The following is a 15,615-nucleotide window of genomic DNA, read 5'->3' on the forward strand; positions in this document are numbered from 1 at the left end:
CCCCCCGCCCCCGCCCCCCCGGGGCCCCCCCCCGGCCCCCCCCCGCCGGGCCCCCCCCCCCGGCGCGCCGCGCGGCCCCCCCCCCGGCGCGCGCGCCGGCGGCCCGCCGGGCGCCCGGAGCCGCCGCCCACGCCGGCGACCGGCCGGAGCCGGCCCCCTCTCCCGCCACACGCGTCACCTTGGAATCGGTGCGCGCCGCCAGCCGGACGCTCGCCGGGGTGGCCCGGGTGACCGCGCTTGAGGGCAGCCGCTTCCTGAGCCGGCTGGTGGCCGCGCCGGTGCACCTCAAGTGCGAGAACCTCCAGCGCACCGGCTCCTTCAAGGTGCGCGGCGGGTACGTGCGGATCGCCCGGCTCACAGCCGCGGAACGGGCCGCCGGCGTGGTCGCGGCCAGCGCCGGCAACCACGCACAGGGCGTCGCGCTCGCGGCCTCGCTGCTCGGCGTCGACTCGACCGTGTTCATGCCCGAGGGCGCGCCGCTGCCGAAGGTCGCCGCGACCCGCGAGTACGGCGCCGACGTGCGGCTGCGCGGTGAGGTGCTGGACGAGGCGTTGGACGCCGCGCGCGCCTGCGCGCGCGAGAGCGGCGCGGTCTTCATCCACCCCTACGACCACCCCGACGTCATCGCCGGCCAGGGCACGGTGGGCCTGGAGATCCTGGACCAGTGCCCCGAGGTGCGCACCGTCGTGGTGGGGATCGGGGGCGGCGGGCTCGCGGCCGGCATCGCGGTGGCGGTCAAGGCGCTGCGGCCCGACGTGCGGGTGGTGGGGGTGCAGGCGGCGGGTTCGGCGGCGTTCCCGCCGTCGCTTGCGGCCGGCCACCCGGTCGCGCTCACCGCGCCCGGCACCATGGCCGACGGCATTCGGGTCGGCCGCCCGGGCGACGTCACCTTCCCGCTCGTCCGCGACCTCGTCGACGAGATCCGTACGGTCACCGAGGACGACCTCGCCAGCGCCCTGCTGCTCTGCCTCGAACGGGCGAAGCTGGTGGTGGAGCCGGCCGGGGCGAGCCCGGTGGCCGCGCTGCTCGCCGCGCCGGACGCCTTCGCCGGGCCGGTGGTGGCCGTGCTCTCGGGCGGCAACGTGGACCCGCTGCTGTTGCAGCGCGTGCTCCGGCACGGGATGGCCGCGGCCGGCCGCTACCTCTCGCTCCGGGTCCGCCTGCCCGACCGCCCCGGCGCCCTGGCCTCGCTGCTCCGGGTGTTGTCAGTGGTGGACGCTAACGTGCTCGACGTGGGCCACGTACGCACCGATCCGCGGCTCGGACTCGCCGAAGTGGAGGTCGAACTGCACCTGGAGACCAAGGGCACGGCCCACTGCGCGGAGGTGACGTCGGCGCTGCGGGCGGCGGGGTACGGGGTGTTGGGCTAGCCCGCTGGGCGTGGGTGTGGGGGCGCGGGGCGTGGTTGGCCCGGCTGCCCCGCTGCCGGCCGGGTGGCGCCGGGCCCGTCGGTACTGCGGCACCGAGACCGGGCGTCGCGAGGTGGGGACGGGGCGTCGCGGGGTCGGCCGCGGCGTCGGTGCGGCCACGGCATGCGGGGTGATCGATGCGGACGTACCGTGGAGTATCAACGCGATACTGTCGCAAGGATTGACGCGATATATCGTGTGTCTGCTATAACGGTGATCGCTTGACTTCCCCGGGCGATGCTCCCGGCCGCAGCGGGCGGCCACCGGCGGCGCGCCGGGCGGGCGGAGCGGACCGGGTCGCGCCGGGCGGGAGCGAGGGGCGAGCGGGGTGCGGGCGAGCCGATCCCCGCCACAGGGCCCGTACGCCCCTCACACGCGGGTCGCCGTCAGACCGCCGCCCACCGTCACCCCAAGTCCCGCAAGCCCCCGACGAGTTTCGAAGAAGCCCGAAGAAAACGCGAAGCAATTTCGAGAAGACCAGCCACTCTGGGAGAAGCCTCATGCCAGGTGCCATCTACGCCGAAGGTCTGGTGAAGACCTTCGGCAAGGTCAGGGCTCTGGACGGCGTCGACCTCGACGTCCCCGAAGGAACCGTGCTCGGCCTACTGGGCCCCAACGGCGCGGGCAAGACCACCGCGGTGCGGGTGCTGACCACCCTGCTCCGCCCCGACAGCGGCCGGGCCACGGTCGCCGGCATCGACGTGCTCAAGCACCCCAACGAGGTCCGACACGTGATCGGCCTGTCAGGCCAATTCGCCGCCGTGGACGAGTATTTGACGGGCCGTGAGAACTTGCAGATGGTGGGCCAGCTCTACCAGTTGCGGGCCCGCGAGGCGAAGGCGCGCGCGGTCGAACTGCTGGAGCGCTTCAACCTCACCGAGGCCGCCGACCGCACCGCCAAGACGTACTCGGGCGGCATGCGGCGCCGGCTCGACCTGGCGGCGGCCCTGGTGGTCCGCCCGCCCGTGATGTTCATGGACGAGCCCACCACCGGTCTCGACCCGCGCAACCGACAGGCGCTCTGGCAGATCATGCAGGAACTCGTCGCGGGCGGCACCACGCTGCTGCTCACCACGCAGTACCTGGAGGAGGCCGACCAACTGGCCCACAACATCTGCGTCGTCGACCACGGCCGGGTGATCGCCCGGGGCACGTCCGACCAGCTCAAGGCGCAGACCGGCGGCGAACGGGTCGAGGTCGTCGTGCACGACCCGGCCCACCTCACCGCCGCGACCGAGGTGCTGCGCCGCCTCGGCAAGGGCAGCACCAGCGTCGACAACCACACCCGCCGGGTCACGGTGCCGGTCACCGGCGGCGCCAAGCTGCTGGCCGAGGTGATCCGCGAACTCGACTCCCGCGGCATCGAGATCGACGACATCGGCCTGCGCCGCCCCACCCTGGACGACGTCTTCATCTCCCTCACCGGCCACGCGGCCGAAGCAGAACCCGGCACCGGCCCGACGGCCGGCAAGGGCCCGGACCCCACGGCCGGCACGGACCCCGCAGCAGGCGCCGGTACGGACACCGGCACGACCAAGGACACCAAGGACACCGAGGACACGGCCGGGACGGCGACGGCCGAGCGCCACGGGGAGGCGGCGAAATGAGCAGTACGGTCACCCCCGCACTGGGCAAGACGACGGGCCCGCGCCCGCAGGGCGGCCTGGTCCAGTCGGCCAGGGACTCCCTGGTCGTGGCCCGGCGGAACCTGATCAGAATGGCCCGGATACCCGAGGTCGTGATCTTCGGCCTGATCCAGCCGATCATGTTCGTGGTGCTGTTCGCGTACGTCTTCGGCGGCGCGATCCCCGTACCGGGTCAGCCGGGCAACGACGCCGCGGACTACCGCGAGTACCTGATGGCGGGCATCTTCGCGCAGACCGTCACCTTCGCCACGGCCGGCGCGGGCGCCGGCATCGCGGAGGACATGCACAAGGGGCTGGTGGACCGGTTCCGCTCGCTGCCGATGGCCCGTGGCGCGGTCCTCACCGGGCGCACCCTGGCCGACCTCGTACAGACCACGCTGACCGTGGTGGTGCTGGTCGTCGTCGCGCTGATCATCGGCTGGCGGGTGCACGACGGGATACCGAAGGCGATCGGCGCGATCGGGCTGCTGCTCCTCCTCGGGTACGCGTTCTCCTGGATCGGCGCGCTGATCGGCCTGTCGGTACGCACCCCGGAGGCGGCCACCTCGGGTGGCCTGATCTGGCTGTTCCCGCTCACGTTCGTGTCGAACGCGTTCGTGCCGACCGACAACATGCCGACCTTCTTGCAGCACGTGGCGGACTGGAACCCGTTCAGTGCCACCGTGCTCGCCTGTCGCCAACTCTTCGGGAACCCTGACGGACTGCCGTCGGACGCCTGGCCGATGGAGCACCCGGTGCTGGCGTCGGTGCTGTGGTCGGTCGTGATCATCGTGCTCTTCCGCACGCTCGCGGTCCGCAAGTACCGCTCGGCCGCGGCCTGAGGACACCCCTCGGCCCGCGACCGGCGCCCCGGCCGGGCGGAGTGGGCACGATCCCCGGCCGGCACCCCGGCCCGGGCGAGCGCAGCACCCTCGGCCGGCAGCAGGCGCCACACCCCGCCGCACCTCGCCGAAAGCAACTGAAAGCGATCGAAAACGACCGAACCCCCGCCGCCGGGCGTCGGGGGGTTCGTCGTCGGGTCCGTCGCGGGTGGCCGCGCCCCGGGGGGGGCCGCCGGGCGGCGGTCCGCGGGGCCCGGCCCGGTGGGCCGGGGCGCGGGCCCGTCGCGGTGGCTCAGCCCTGGTAGGGCTTGGCCGCGAGGATCTTCACGGACGCGGTGCGCCCGTTCGGCAACTCGTACTGCGCCTCGTCGCCCACCTTCTTGCCCGTCACGCCGGTGCCGAGCGGCGACTGCGGCGAGTACGTCTCGATGTCCCCGCTCGCGTACTCACGCGAGGCCATCAAGAAGGTGAGGGTGTCATTCGGGTCGCCGTCGAAGGCGATCGTCACGACCATGCCCGGCTCCACCACGCCGTCGTCCGCGGGTGCCTCGCCGACCTTCGCCTTCTGGAGAAGCTGAGTGAGCTGGCGCACGCGAAGCTCCTGCTTGCCCTGCTCTTCCTTGGCGGCGTGGTAACCGCCGTTCTCCCGCAGGTCGCCCTCTTCGCGGGCGGCCTCGATCTTCTTCGCGATCTCGACCCGCGCGGGACCCGACAGGTACTCCAGCTCGGCCTTGAGCTGGTTGTACGCCTCCTGGGTCAGCCAGGTGACGTTGTCGCTGGTCTGGGTCACAGGTGCTCCTCGTCGGTGCTTGGGGGAATACAAATGAACGCCCTCCTCCAAAGGGTGCACCTTCAAAGGTGGGCGAAACCACGAGCCTAACAATTCCGCGCGGAAAGGGGGAGAAGGGAAGGGCCTGAATGCACGGGAAACCCGTCAGAAAGGGGTGGGCCCGGGGTCCCTCCACCCCTCAAGACCCCCTACCACCAGGGCAAACAGCACGTAAAGGAGCATTGCGCGGGAGGCCCGACGGAAGGGGCCGAGGTGACGGAGCCGACTCTAGGGGGGGTGCGCCCGCCGGACCCGCGCCACCCGCACGAGGCGAGCCGCCCACAGATCAGCGCCCCACCGCAACGTCATGCGACGCAACACACGCAACGCAACCTCGCGTAACGGGTCGCAGCGGGACGCTCAGCCGCCGGCGCCCGTGCACTCGACGAGTTCCGCATTGGTCGCGCGCCGGGTCGTGCGCAGCGTCACGACCTCGTCCACCTGCTTCTGCCGCTGGTCGAAGGTGAAGTCCTTGCGGCCGACCTCGGCGCCGTCCTCGGCCTGCGAGCGCACCGTGCACACCCCCGTGTCACCCGGGTCCTTGCGCACCTCAAGGTGGACCTCGACGGCGTGCTCGGAGACCACCTTGAAGGCGATGACCCGGCCGCTGACGTCCTGCCCGGCGATGTAGGAGTACCCGACCCACCCGACGACGCCGAGCAGCGCGACGCCGAGCGTCGCCCCGATGATCTTCAACTTGCGGTCCGCGCGCTCGTCTGCGGAGCGGCCGTAACGCCCGTCCGGTCGTGCATCGCGCACCGACGCCATGATCATTCCTCCTGCTCAGCCCGCTGGTTGAAAATCTCGGAATTATTCCCGCCCAGCTTCGGTCACTATAGGAGGCGTCTTCTTTGACCAAGGACTGAGGATCGAGTCTTGACTGAGCAGCTACGACTGATGGCCGTTCACGCTCACCCCGACGATGAGTCGAGCAAGGGCGCGGCCACCATGGCCAAGTACGTATCCGAGGGGGTGGACGTGCTGGTCGCCACCTGCACAGGTGGTGAGCGAGGCTCCATCCTCAACCCGAAGCTCCAGGGCGACCCGTACATCGAGGCGAACATCCACGAGGTGCGCGCCAAGGAGATGGACGAGGCCCGCGAGATCCTGGGGGTGCAGCAGGAGTGGCTCGGCTTCGTGGACTCCGGGCTCCCCGAGGGCGACCCGCTGCCCCCGCTGCCCGAGGGGTGCTTCGCGCTCCAGGACGTCGACGAGGCGGCCGGCGCGCTGGTGAAGCTGATCCGTTCGTTCAAGCCGCAGGTGATCACGACCTACGACGAGAACGGCGGCTATCCGCACCCCGACCACATCATGACCCACAAGATCACGATGGTGGCGTTCGAGGCCGCGGGCGACCCCTCCCGCTACCCGGAGGCGGGCGAGCCCTGGCAGCCGCTGAAGCTCTACTACAACCAGGGCTTCAACCGCCCGCGCACCGTCGCCCTGCACGAGGCGCTGCTCGCGCGCGGTCTCGAATCTCCGTACGGGGACTGGCTGGAGCGCTGGAAGGAGTTCCAGAAGCGCGAGCGCGAGTTGACCACGTACGTGCCCTGCGGTGAATTCTTCGAGATCCGTGACAAGGCGCTGATCGCGCACCGTACGCAGATCGATCCGGACGGCGGCTGGTTCCGGGTCCCGATGGAGATCCAGAAGGAGGTCTGGCCGACGGAGGAGTACGAGCTCGCGCAGTCACGCGTGGCGACATCCCTCCCCGAGGACGACCTCTTCGCGGGCATCCGCAACAATTGACGCCATGATGACCGCGACTAGCACCCTCGCCCTGACCCACGCGTCTCCGGTGTTCGAGCTCGCCAAGGAAGTGGACAACAACAAGGTCACCCCTGGCGTACTCGGCTTCATCGTCTTCGCGGTCATCGGCGTCGCCGTGTGGTTCCTGATGAAGTCCATGAATCGGCACATGAAGAAGGTCGACTTCGACGAGGGCCCGATCGACGCAGGTCAGGGCGGCGTCGAGCGGGGCCGCGCGGCCCAGCAGTCGAGCAACTAGCGAGCGTGAGCGCGCACGGATAACCACCGGGCACCCCGTCCCCGACGGGGCACCGGGTCCCTCGTCCGACGACGGGGAACCCACCCGAATTCGAGCGCGCTCACCTTGACCGTGTCGCTCAGGTCGCCCCCGGGCGGCCGTCCCTCGACCACGTCGTGCCTGCTGGGCGCCGCCGGCACCGGAAGCGCCTGGCGCCGCATGGCATCGGAAGTACGTGGCGCCGCCGGCTCCCGAAGCACCTGGCGCCGCATGGCACCGCCCGCCGCATGGCACCGCATGTCGCCTGCGGCGGCCGACCCCGCCGACCGCCCGGCGACGGATACGCACCCCGCCGGCTTCGCCGATCCGCGTGACGTCCACCCCAGTGGCGTTCACCCAGTGATGTTCATCCAGTGACGTTCACCCGGGGAATGTCCCGCGCCCGCACCAGCCGCTGCCCGGAAGCCGCCCGGGCGCCCTTCGCGCACGCGGCCCTCCCCGTACGTGTCGTACGCGACCCACGTCGTACGCGTCGTACGCCGTCCCCTCCGTAGGCGATCCCCGTCATACGTGCCCGGCTTTCCCCCCTGCGAGGAGCAACGATGTTCGACCTGATCGTCATCATCCGTGTCACCGCCGCCGAGGACGTCCCCGCGGTGGCCGACGCCCTGACCCGGATGCGCCCGCTCTGCCTGGCCGAGGAGGGCTGCGTGTCCTGGGAGGCGCACCACTCCCCGGACGACCCGACGCGCTTCGTCCTCGTCGAACGCTGGGCCCCCCGCGAACTCTGGGAGACCCACGGCGCCGGCGCCGCCATCCAGAAGATCTACCTCCCGGACATCACACCGCGCGTCGAACGCGAGGTTCACCCGAGCGACTTGCTGGGGCACGGCGAGTAATTGGGGAGTAGGGGGAGCGCGACGGGAACCAAGACGCAGGCGGTACGAGCCCGACGGGCCCCCACGCGGTGCCACCCACCGCAACACCGCCGCCTCAGCGTTCCCCCGCCTCCCCACCCCGCCCCACGGCCCGCTCGACGATGTCCGCGAGGAACTCCGGGGTGACCGCCCGCCCCTCGTAGGTGGCCCGGACTAGGACGGCGCCGACGAGCATGGCGAGGCAGGGTTCGACGTCTTCGGGTGCCAGATGGGCGGTGAGGGCGGTGCGGATGCCCGTGGTGGCGCTCGCGTAGAGGCGGTCCCTGAGGTCGCGGGCGCCCTCGTCGTCGGCGGCGCGTTCGATGACACCCGCCATCAAACGGTCGTACCGACCGTCCGACAGCGTCAGCGCGAGGGCGCCAAGCGCGGTGTGCAGATCCGCGCGGAGGTCTCCGCTGGCCGCCGGGTGGGTGGCGTCCTCGCAGATCAGGGCGATGGCATCGCGCATCAGGTCGGCGGAGGTGGGCCAGTGCGCGTAGAGCGTCGCCTTCGAGTACCCAGCACGGCGCGCGACCTCGGCGTGCGTCGTCGCGCCCCAACCTTCTTCCAGCAGCGAGGTGGCGCTCGCTCGGATCACATCGCGCCGGGTGCGCGCCACACGCGGATCTACGGGCCCGGCTGTGGGTCCGTCTACGGGGCCGTCTACGGGTCGACCGGACGCCTTCGCCTTCGACTTCGCCATGTGCTGAGGATAGCCCCGGGCGGCCTGGGTGCCCACTACTGAACTTGCCGTACAGTACTTGTCTATGGGTTTAGTAACGCTCGGGGTGGACCTGGTCCCAGCCCTGATCCCGACTTCAGCTCCGACTTCAGCTCCGGCTCCGGTCCCGGTCCCGATTCCAGCTTCGCCCTCGGCTTTGGCTTCGGCTTCGGCTTCGACTTCGGTGAAAGGCGCGCCTCGCCTGCGCGTCGCCCGTTCCGTGCCGGGTTGCCCCGCGGGTCGGCCGCGCTGCGAGGGGGCCAGCGGATGACGCCCCACCAGTCCAACCCGTCCCCCTCACCCCACCCGCCCGTACCGACCACGCAACGGGCGATCGTGCAGCGCCGCTACGGCCCGGTGCGCGAGGTGCTCGCGCTCGCCGAAGCGCTGCCCGTCCGTCCGCCAGGGCCGCAGGAGGTGCAGGTCCGGGTGCGGGCGGCGGCGGTCAACCCCATCGACTGGCAGATGATCGAGGGGAACCGCCGCCTCATCACCCGCCGCCGCTTCCCGTTCACGCCACTGTTCGACCTCGCCGGCGTCGTCACCGCGGTGGGGGAGGGGGTGGCCGCGGTGGGCGGCCGGGCCGGTGCGGCGGGAAGCCGGGCCGGCGCGGTGGGAGACCGGGCCGGTGCGGCGGGGCGGCCGGCCGCAGCGGCCCGCCCGTTCCGCGTGGGCGACCGGGTGCACGCCGACAACGAGATCGGCGGGGGCGGTGCGGCGGAGTACGTCAACGTGCCCGCGCGGTTGCTCGCGCACACCCCGCCCGGCCTCGGTTTCGCCGAGTCCGCAGCCCTCCCACTGGCCGTACAGACGGCGCTGACCTGCATGGATCGTGGCCAGGTCGGGGCCGGAACCCGGGTTGCGGTGATCGGCGCGTCCGGCGGCGTCGGCCACCTCGCCGTACAACTGGCGCGCGCGGCCGGCGCGTTCGTACTGGGCGTCGCCAGCGCCCGCAACCAGGATTTCGTACGGTCCCTGGGCGCCGACGAGACGATCGACAGGGAGACGACGGACGTGGCGGCGCGCTTCGGCGCGGACTCCTTCGACGTGGTGATCGACTGCGTCGGCGGACGCGAACAGTGGCTCCGCGCCCAGCGCGTGCTGCGCCCGGGCGGCCGTTTCCTCACGATCGCCCGCGACGAGGACGGCCCGGTCACCCCCGCCTCCGCGGCCCGCCTCCTCACCACGATCACCACCCGCCGCCTACGCGGCGCGGGCCCCCGCGGCACGAAGTACGTCCCCGTCTTCCTCAAGTCCTCCGAAGCATTGCTGCGCCGAGCCAACACCCTGGTCACCGACGGCCAACTCCGCGTACACGTCGCGCGCTCCTTCCCCCTGACCCTGGAGGGCATCCACGCGGCGATGGAGGAGAGCCGGGCGGGGCGGGTGGTGGGGAAGTTGGTGGTTGGGGGGTGAGGGCGATTCAACCTTCGCGCGGGGGCCCTCCACCGGGCCCGACGCCGGCGCAACCTCGCACCGTGATTCCGCTTCGGGGGGGGGGCTTTTCGCGCCAGGCTCTCAGGGGCCTGCTTTTTCTTCCCGGTGGAGTCCAGTCCAGGAAGCGTCTTCCTAACGAGCTCGTGCACATCGCAAGACGGGAGCTCGCGGGGCAAGCCGGTCAAATTTCGAAGACGAGCGACTTTTCGTTTCTCAAATATCCCCAAGTTCGACCGTGATGGAGAAAGGTGCGCTGGCCTTCACTGTGCCGGTGAACATCTCGCCGTCTCGGTAAGTCTTGGTGGCGGGGTCGAGGACGTAGGTGTACACGATGGGGACACCGGTGGCGGCCTGTTCAATGCGCCAGTAGAAGGGGATACCCGCCTTGGCGTACTGGTCCACCTTCACGATCCGGTCCGTGGTCTCCGAGCCGGGCGACACGACCTCGACGACCAGGAGTACGTGTTCGGGGCGGGTGGGCGTGAGGTCGATGGTCTCCGCCCGGTAGACGATGACGTCAGGACGGCGGTTGGTGAGCGGAACATCCTGTAGGCGGACGTCGAAGTCCGTGTCCGCGTTCCAGTCCGGGCCCGCGGCGGCGTCCAAGGCGTTGGCCAGGATGCGGGCCAGCCGGTTGTGGCGCTTGGAGGCGCTCGGGCTCACGACGACCATCCCGTCCACGATCTCGATGCCGGCACACTGCTCCTCGGACCAGGAGTCGTACTGCTCCGCGCTGATCTGCGCATGCATCCACGCGGGCGCCACCATCTCGGCGGTCATGGTGTACCTCCTTCGAGAGACCTCGGCAGGTCCGGCGCTGCTGCGCCAAGCCTACTGTTTCAAGGTGCCGGGCTGCCCGAATCGGAAGGGGCGTAGCCGCCCACCACGTCATGGCGCGTAAGCGCAATTCGGCGAAGCGAAACGGGCTCATCAGTGTTCGCCGGTCGTGGCAGACGCTGTGAGAGGCTGGCCGCATGAACCGGTTGGCTGGTGTGACCTCGCCTTATCTGCTTCAGCACGCCGACAATCCCGTCGACTGGTGGCCCTGGACGCCGGAGGCGTTTGAGGAAGCGAAGCGGCGGGATGTGCCCGTGTTGCTTTCAGTTGGTTACGCTGCGTGTCATGGGTGCCAGTGAATGCACAGACCCAGTAGTCGATGGTGCTTACACGTCTCTGATGATGACGCGCTTGCCGCAGAGCTTCGACCAGTCGTCCCGGTCGGAGGTCAGGACGATCACGGGGGCCGGGACGCGGAGCGCGAGCGCGGCGACGAGGGCGTCGATCGCGTACTTATGACCGTGCAGCCCGCCTGCGTCCTGTAGCAGCTTCACCGCTGTCAGGGAGTCATCCTGGCTGACCGGTTCCACCCGTAGCCGGGAGAGCACCAACTTCAAGCGCGCCAGATCGGTCTTCCCGTGTACGGCTTCAACAATGGTCAGCGCGGACACGAGGACGGGAACCCCGGCCTGCCGGGAGGCCTCGATGCGAGCCGCCATACCGCGGTCGTTGCGCAGGAGCAGGGAGAGCGCCTCGGAGTCGAGCACCAGCGAGCGGGCCGGCTGCTCCTTCACGCGGCGCCCCGCTCGACATCCTCCGCGTTCACGTCTCCGAACAGCTCACGACGAGCGGCTTCGATCTCCTGCTCCGTGAGCGCGCCGTGCTCCTCCTCGTGGGACGCCACGATCTCGGCGAGTCCGTCCATGGCGAGCTGGTGTCGGACGGCCTCGGTGATGTAACTGGACAGGCCGCGGCGGCCGGTTCGGGAGCGGAGCTCACTGACCAGCTCGACGGGCATGGACACGGAGATGTTCTCGGTGGTCCCGGCTCGGGTCGGCTTCACGTTCAGAGTGTACGACAACCTTTATTACACCGCGAGGGCTGAAGAACCGATCCGCGGGCGCCGCCAGTACTTCCGCGATCCGGATTGCGGAAGTCGACAGCTTTCCGCAGCAAACCGACCGGGCTCTCCCCGTACTCTGAGGGTGAAGTGATGGGACAGGCGTCTCGGCTCGCCGCGAGGACGGCAGGCGAGGTGGCCGCGACATGATGATCGACTACAACGTCAGCGATCATTGGCCCCCGGACACGCCGGGCTGGTTGAAGTCCCTCGTCTCGTCCCTTGACCGGCGCCACGGCGGAAGCACCGTTCTGCCCCTGACCGTGATCGTGGACGAGGTCCTGGAATGGCTGGAGCTCGCCAGCGGAGTCGACGCCTGGAAGAACTCGGCCAACCGTGCATCGTTGCGCAGCGATCTGGAGGAGTCCTCGCGGGCACTCGGTCCCGCGCTCCGGGCCCACATCGCCACACCGCTCGCCGACTTCCAAGGCGCCTTCGGGCGGCTCGTCAGCAGTCCCGGAACTGGTCGACGAGGAATCCGACGTGGACTTCCTGGTCCGAGTTGACCTCGGTACCACCACGGCAGCCGATGCCGTGGACCGCGCTGTCCGCACCGTCGAGACCATCATCGACGTCGCCATCCACAACGCAGGCGGGATCCGCCCGTACCTTGTCCAACACGGGCTCCTGTGTTCCGGTCGCCCAGGCTCGCAGAGCTTCATGCTCCCCGGACGCGAGACGGGTTTCCCTGACGACCACTATGGTGCGGGCATCACCGCCAAAGCGATCGAAGAGCACGGTCCGCGCATCGCTTCGGCGCTCGCCCGCGAAGACCTGCCACGGTTCCTCGCCGCCGCGATCGAAGTGCAGACCACCGCTGACCATCCGTTCAGTCGTGACATGGCGATGCGCGAGCCTTCCGCAGCGGACATCCGCAGTGTCATCCCCCTCACGGACCGTGTGGTGCAACACGTCGCGGCGTACGCGGCACTCGCACCGGGCGAGGTGTTCGGTCTGCTCGGCGCGCGCTGGCCGCATGCGCGGTGGCTCGCGGATGTGCGACGAGCCGTCGGGATGTGCCTGCTCGGCGGAGGAAACCGGAGTGGTCTAGTCAACGAGCTGTCCCGGGAGTGGTTCGCGAACAGTCCGTCGCGCCCATGGATCCTGTTCGTCGCCGACCGCTCCGCCGATCTGCTCTCGCTCTGCCGCGTCGAGCACGAGCGCGCCTGGATCGCTCGGGTGTTCTCCAGCGTGAGCGATCACGCCGGATACCGGACCCTGGTCGAGCGGTACGCCGCTCAAGGCATCGTCTTGGAGGGGCGACGGAGCCGCGTGCGCAACGCTCTGGCGCACGGCAATCCCGCCGGTTTCGCGATCGTCGGGTCCGTGCGCGAGTACGTCGAGTTCCTCAGCGGTGGCGCCCTCAACATCGCCCTGGAGTCGTACGTCGAGGGCGAAGCGCCTGCCGTCGCCCTCGCCCGGAGGACCGGCGAGTTCACTGCGCTGCAGGACGGACAGGACGCCGCCGCCTACTGGAAGGCCCGGTCCGCAGCCCGGACCGCAGCGGGTACGTCCTCGGCGTAGGCGCGAGCGACGACGGCCGAGGCATACCCCGCAACCCCGGTTGCCTGTGGCGCACGGGCAGTGCTCGGGTCGGGTGCGCGAGGATGGGGGGCATGTCCAATCGACTCGCGCACGCCACGTCCCCGTACCTGCTTCAGCACGCGGACAACCCGGTCGACTGGTGGCCGTGGGGGCCGGAGGCGTTCGAGGAAGCCCGACACCGCGATGTACCCGTGCTGCTATCAGTTGGCTACGCTGCGTGTCACTGGTGTCATGTCATGGCGCGCGAATCCTTCGCCGATCGCGACGTCGCCGCCTATCTCAATGAGCACTTCGTGTCCGTCAAGGTCGATCGTGAAGAGCGGCCGGATGTGGATGCGGTGTACATGGAGGCGGTGCAGGCGGCTACCGGGCAGGGTGGGTGGCCGATGACGGTGTTTCTTACGCCGGATGCCGAGCCGTTTTACTTTGGTACGTATTTTCCGCCTCGGGCGCGGCACGGGATGCCTGGGTTTCGGCAGGTGCTGGAAGGGGTGGTCCGGGCCTGGGGTGAGCGGCGGGACGAGGTGGGGGAGGTGGCCGGGCGGATCGTGCGGGATCTTGCCGGGCGGACGCTTTCCTACGATGCGCCCGCGCCGCCCGCGGCGGCCGATCTGCATGCGGCCCTGATGGGGCTCACCCGGGAGTTCGACGCGGCGCGTGGTGGGTTCGGTGGGGCGCCGAAGTTTCCGCCGTCCATGGGGCTTGAATTCCTGCTCCGACACCATGCGCGGACCGGGTCCGAGGCCGCGTTGCAAATGGTGCAGGCCACCTGTGAGGCCATGGCGCGTGGGGGTTTGTACGATCAGGTTGGGGGCGGCTTCGCACGTTATTCCGTGGACGCCGACTGGGTCGTACCGCATTTCGAGAAGATGCTTTATGACAATGCGTTGCTCTGCCGGGTGTATGCGCATCTGTGGCGGAGTACGGGGTCGGACCTCGCGCGTCGTGTCGCGCTGGAGACCGCGGAATTCCTGGTGCGTGAACTCCGTACGGGGGAGGGCGGGTTCGCGTCGGCGCTCGATGCGGATAGTGCCGTGCCCGGGGAGCCCGGGACAGGTGGGGAGCCTGGGGTGGGTGGTGCGTCCGATGCACCTGCCGTGCCTGGCGCGTCTGCCTCACCCGGCACACCCGGCGTGCCTGCCGCACCCGGCGTATCCGCCTCACCCGACGCCCCCAACGAGCCCGCCTCACCCACCGCCCACACCCCACCCACCGACCACGCCGCGCACGCCGAAGGCGCCTTCTACGTGTGGACGCCGCAGCAGTTGCGCGAGGTACTTGGCGTGGCCGATGGGGAGTTGGCCGCCGCGTACTTCGGGGTGACCGATGAGGGCACCTTCGAGGAGGGCGCTTCCGTGTTGGGGGGGGGGGGGGGGGGGGCCCGGGGGGGGGGGGGGGGGGGGGGGGGGGGGGGGGGCACGCGGGTGGGGTGTCGGGGGGTGGGGGGCCCCCCGGCACGGGGGGGGGCCCCCGGGGGGCCCCGGGGGGGGGGGGCGCGCCGGGGGGGGGGGGGCGGGTGGGCCCCCCGCTGGTCGATGGGGAGTTGCTTGCTTCGATGCGGCAACGGCTTTTCGCTGCACGGGAGTTGAGGCCGCGGCCCGAGCGGGACGACAAGGTCGTGGCGGCCTGGAACGGGTTGGCGATCGCCGCCCTCGCCGAGGTGGGTGCCTACTTCGAGCGCCCGGACCTGACGGCGGCGGCGGTGGAGGCCGCCGACTTGTTGGTGCGGGTACACCTCGACTACCACGGCCGGCTGGTGCGGACCTCGCGCGACGGGGTGCCCGGCACTAACGATGGCGTCCTTGAGGACTATGCCGACGTCGCCGAGGGCTTCCTCGCCCTGGCGTCGGTGACCGGCGAGGGCGTGTGGGTGGAGTTCGCCGGGCTGCTGCTCGACACCGTGTTGCGGCACTTCGCCGGCCCGGACGGCGCCCTGTTCGACACGGCCGACGACGCGGAAGCGCTGATCAGGCGCCCGCAGGACCCGACCGACAACGCCGTGCCGTCCGGCTGGACGGCGGCGGCCGGCGCGCTCGTCAGCTACGCGGCGGTCACCGGCAGCAGCACGCACCGGGAGGCCGCCGAGCGCGCCCTCGGCGTGGTCACCGCGCTCGCCGGCCGCGCCCCGCGCTTCATCGGCTGGGGCCTGGCCGTGGCCGAGGCGCTGCTCGACGGGCCGCGCGAGGTGGCGGTCATCGGGCCCGCCGACGACCCGGCGACGCGGCGACTGCACCGCGCCGCGCTGCTCGGCACGGCGCCGGGCGCGGTGGTCGCCGTCGGCGAACCCGGCGGCGACGAAGTCCCGCTCCTCGCGGACCGGCCGCTGGTCGACCGCCGCCCCGCGGGCGACGGCATGCCGCACATCACCAGCGGCGCCCCCACCCCCGGCCCCCAGCGGGTGGCCGC

The 15,615-nt window shown here is 71.0% G+C and carries 15 protein-coding genes and 3 pseudogenes; 12 read left to right on the plus strand and 6 right to left on the minus strand.

Annotation, left to right across the window (positions count from 1 at the left end):
* Window positions 1–179: 179 nt before the first annotated feature.
* From ilvA to AAHZ94_RS12830, 3 genes are all read left to right on the plus strand, one after another.
* A complete protein-coding gene (gene ilvA, locus AAHZ94_RS12820) occupies window positions 180–1,370 on the plus strand; it encodes a threonine ammonia-lyase (RefSeq protein ID WP_349992984.1) in 1,191 nt (396 codons plus the stop codon).
* A gap of 539 nt (window positions 1,371–1,909) precedes the next feature.
* The gene (locus AAHZ94_RS12825; protein ID WP_349992970.1) at window positions 1,910–3,016 is read left to right on the plus strand and encodes an ATP-binding cassette domain-containing protein; all 1,107 of its coding nucleotides are present in this window, start codon (window positions 1,910–1,912) and stop codon (window positions 3,014–3,016) included.
* Complete coding sequence (locus AAHZ94_RS12830) at window positions 3,013–3,876, plus strand: ABC transporter permease (protein ID WP_349992971.1); 864 nt, start codon at window positions 3,013–3,015, stop codon at window positions 3,874–3,876. Before AAHZ94_RS12825 ends, AAHZ94_RS12830 begins: the two co-directional genes overlap by 4 nt.
* Window positions 3,877–4,168: 292 nt before the next feature.
* On the opposite strand, the gene greA is transcribed toward AAHZ94_RS12830, so the two are convergent.
* A complete protein-coding gene (gene greA, locus AAHZ94_RS12835) occupies window positions 4,169–4,666 on the minus strand; it encodes a transcription elongation factor GreA (RefSeq protein ID WP_349992972.1) in 498 nt (165 codons plus the stop codon).
* 399 nt (window positions 4,667–5,065) lie between these two features.
* On the minus strand, window positions 5,066–5,473 hold the full coding sequence (locus tag AAHZ94_RS12840) for a DUF4307 domain-containing protein (RefSeq protein ID WP_349992973.1): 408 nt from the start codon (window positions 5,471–5,473) through the stop codon (window positions 5,066–5,068).
* A gap of 108 nt (window positions 5,474–5,581) precedes the next feature.
* Between AAHZ94_RS12840 and mca the strand changes: the two genes are divergently transcribed.
* From mca to AAHZ94_RS12855, 3 genes are all read left to right on the plus strand, one after another.
* Window positions 5,582–6,454: a mycothiol conjugate amidase Mca gene (gene mca, locus AAHZ94_RS12845; RefSeq protein WP_349992974.1), complete on the plus strand. Its 873-nt coding sequence runs from the start codon at window positions 5,582–5,584 to the stop codon at window positions 6,452–6,454.
* A gap of 7 nt (window positions 6,455–6,461) precedes the next feature.
* Window positions 6,462–6,713: a hypothetical protein gene (locus tag AAHZ94_RS12850; protein ID WP_502964659.1), complete on the plus strand. Its 252-nt coding sequence runs from the start codon at window positions 6,462–6,464 to the stop codon at window positions 6,711–6,713.
* 581 nt (window positions 6,714–7,294) lie between these two features.
* The gene (locus AAHZ94_RS12855) at window positions 7,295–7,591 is read left to right on the plus strand and encodes a putative quinol monooxygenase (RefSeq protein WP_349992976.1); all 297 of its coding nucleotides are present in this window, start codon (window positions 7,295–7,297) and stop codon (window positions 7,589–7,591) included.
* Between the two features lie 94 nt (window positions 7,592–7,685).
* On the opposite strand, the gene AAHZ94_RS12860 is transcribed toward AAHZ94_RS12855, so the two are convergent.
* On the minus strand, window positions 7,686–8,312 hold the full coding sequence (locus AAHZ94_RS12860) for a TetR/AcrR family transcriptional regulator (protein ID WP_349992977.1): 627 nt from the start codon (window positions 8,310–8,312) through the stop codon (window positions 7,686–7,688).
* Between the two features lie 285 nt (window positions 8,313–8,597).
* Between AAHZ94_RS12860 and AAHZ94_RS12865 the strand changes: the two genes are divergently transcribed.
* A complete protein-coding gene (locus tag AAHZ94_RS12865) occupies window positions 8,598–9,746 on the plus strand; it encodes an NAD(P)-dependent alcohol dehydrogenase (protein ID WP_349992978.1) in 1,149 nt (382 codons plus the stop codon).
* A gap of 234 nt (window positions 9,747–9,980) precedes the next feature.
* Here the strand turns inward: AAHZ94_RS12865 and AAHZ94_RS12870 are convergent, their stop codons facing one another.
* On the minus strand, window positions 9,981–10,547 hold the full coding sequence (locus AAHZ94_RS12870) for a Uma2 family endonuclease (protein WP_349992979.1): 567 nt from the start codon (window positions 10,545–10,547) through the stop codon (window positions 9,981–9,983).
* 194 nt (window positions 10,548–10,741) lie between these two features.
* Here AAHZ94_RS12870 and AAHZ94_RS12875 point away from each other — a divergent pair.
* A pseudogene (locus AAHZ94_RS12875) lies at window positions 10,742–10,897 on the plus strand (DUF255 domain-containing protein); the annotation flags it as partial.
* Window positions 10,898–10,930: 33 nt separating this feature from the next.
* Here the strand turns inward: AAHZ94_RS12875 and AAHZ94_RS12880 are convergent.
* Both AAHZ94_RS12880 and AAHZ94_RS12885 read right to left on the minus strand, forming a co-directional pair.
* The gene (locus AAHZ94_RS12880; protein WP_349992980.1) at window positions 10,931–11,338 is read right to left on the minus strand and encodes a type II toxin-antitoxin system VapC family toxin; all 408 of its coding nucleotides are present in this window, start codon (window positions 11,336–11,338) and stop codon (window positions 10,931–10,933) included.
* A complete protein-coding gene (locus tag AAHZ94_RS12885; protein WP_349992981.1) occupies window positions 11,335–11,607 on the minus strand; it encodes a hypothetical protein in 273 nt (90 codons plus the stop codon). Before AAHZ94_RS12885 ends, AAHZ94_RS12880 begins: the two co-directional genes overlap by 4 nt.
* 203 nt (window positions 11,608–11,810) lie before the next feature.
* Here AAHZ94_RS12885 and AAHZ94_RS12890 point away from each other — a divergent pair, with 203 nt between their 5' ends.
* The 4 genes and pseudogenes from AAHZ94_RS12890 to AAHZ94_RS36430 form a co-directional block, all read left to right on the plus strand.
* Entirely contained in the window at window positions 11,811–12,170 is a 360-nt protein-coding gene (locus tag AAHZ94_RS12890; RefSeq protein WP_349992982.1) for a hypothetical protein, read from the plus strand.
* Window positions 12,148–13,188: a hypothetical protein gene (locus AAHZ94_RS12895; protein ID WP_349992983.1), complete on the plus strand. Its 1,041-nt coding sequence runs from the start codon at window positions 12,148–12,150 to the stop codon at window positions 13,186–13,188. Before AAHZ94_RS12890 ends, AAHZ94_RS12895 begins: the two co-directional genes overlap by 23 nt.
* Window positions 13,189–13,280: 92 nt before the next feature.
* A pseudogene (locus AAHZ94_RS36425) lies at window positions 13,281–14,267 on the plus strand (thioredoxin domain-containing protein); the annotation flags it as partial.
* Between the two features lie 165 nt (window positions 14,268–14,432).
* Window positions 14,433–15,615, plus strand: a pseudogene (locus tag AAHZ94_RS36430) (thioredoxin domain-containing protein); the annotation flags it as partial.

This window comes from Streptomyces sp. HSW2009 (genome assembly GCF_040240285.1).
Taxonomy (GTDB): Bacteria; Actinomycetota; Actinomycetes; order Streptomycetales; family Streptomycetaceae; genus Streptomyces.

Coding starts and splice junctions, on each gene's coding strand:
- AAHZ94_RS12825 (WP_349992970.1), top strand. CDS start 1,910: ATGCCAGGTGCCATCTACGCCGAAGGTCTGGTGAAGACCTTCGGCAAG.
- AAHZ94_RS12830 (WP_349992971.1), top strand. CDS start 3,013: ATGAGCAGTACGGTCACCCCCGCACTGGGCAAGACGACGGGCCCGCGC.
- AAHZ94_RS12840 (WP_349992973.1), bottom strand. CDS start 5,473: ATGGCGTCGGTGCGCGATGCACGACCGGACGGGCGTTACGGCCGCTCC.
- AAHZ94_RS12850 (WP_502964659.1), top strand. CDS start 6,462: ATGACCGCGACTAGCACCCTCGCCCTGACCCACGCGTCTCCGGTGTTC.
- AAHZ94_RS12855 (WP_349992976.1), top strand. CDS start 7,295: ATGTTCGACCTGATCGTCATCATCCGTGTCACCGCCGCCGAGGACGTC.
- AAHZ94_RS12860 (WP_349992977.1), bottom strand. CDS start 8,312: ATGGCGAAGTCGAAGGCGAAGGCGTCCGGTCGACCCGTAGACGGCCCC.
- AAHZ94_RS12865 (WP_349992978.1), top strand. CDS start 8,598: ATGACGCCCCACCAGTCCAACCCGTCCCCCTCACCCCACCCGCCCGTA.
- AAHZ94_RS12870 (WP_349992979.1), bottom strand. CDS start 10,547: ATGACCGCCGAGATGGTGGCGCCCGCGTGGATGCATGCGCAGATCAGC.
- AAHZ94_RS12890 (WP_349992982.1), top strand. CDS start 11,811: ATGATGATCGACTACAACGTCAGCGATCATTGGCCCCCGGACACGCCG.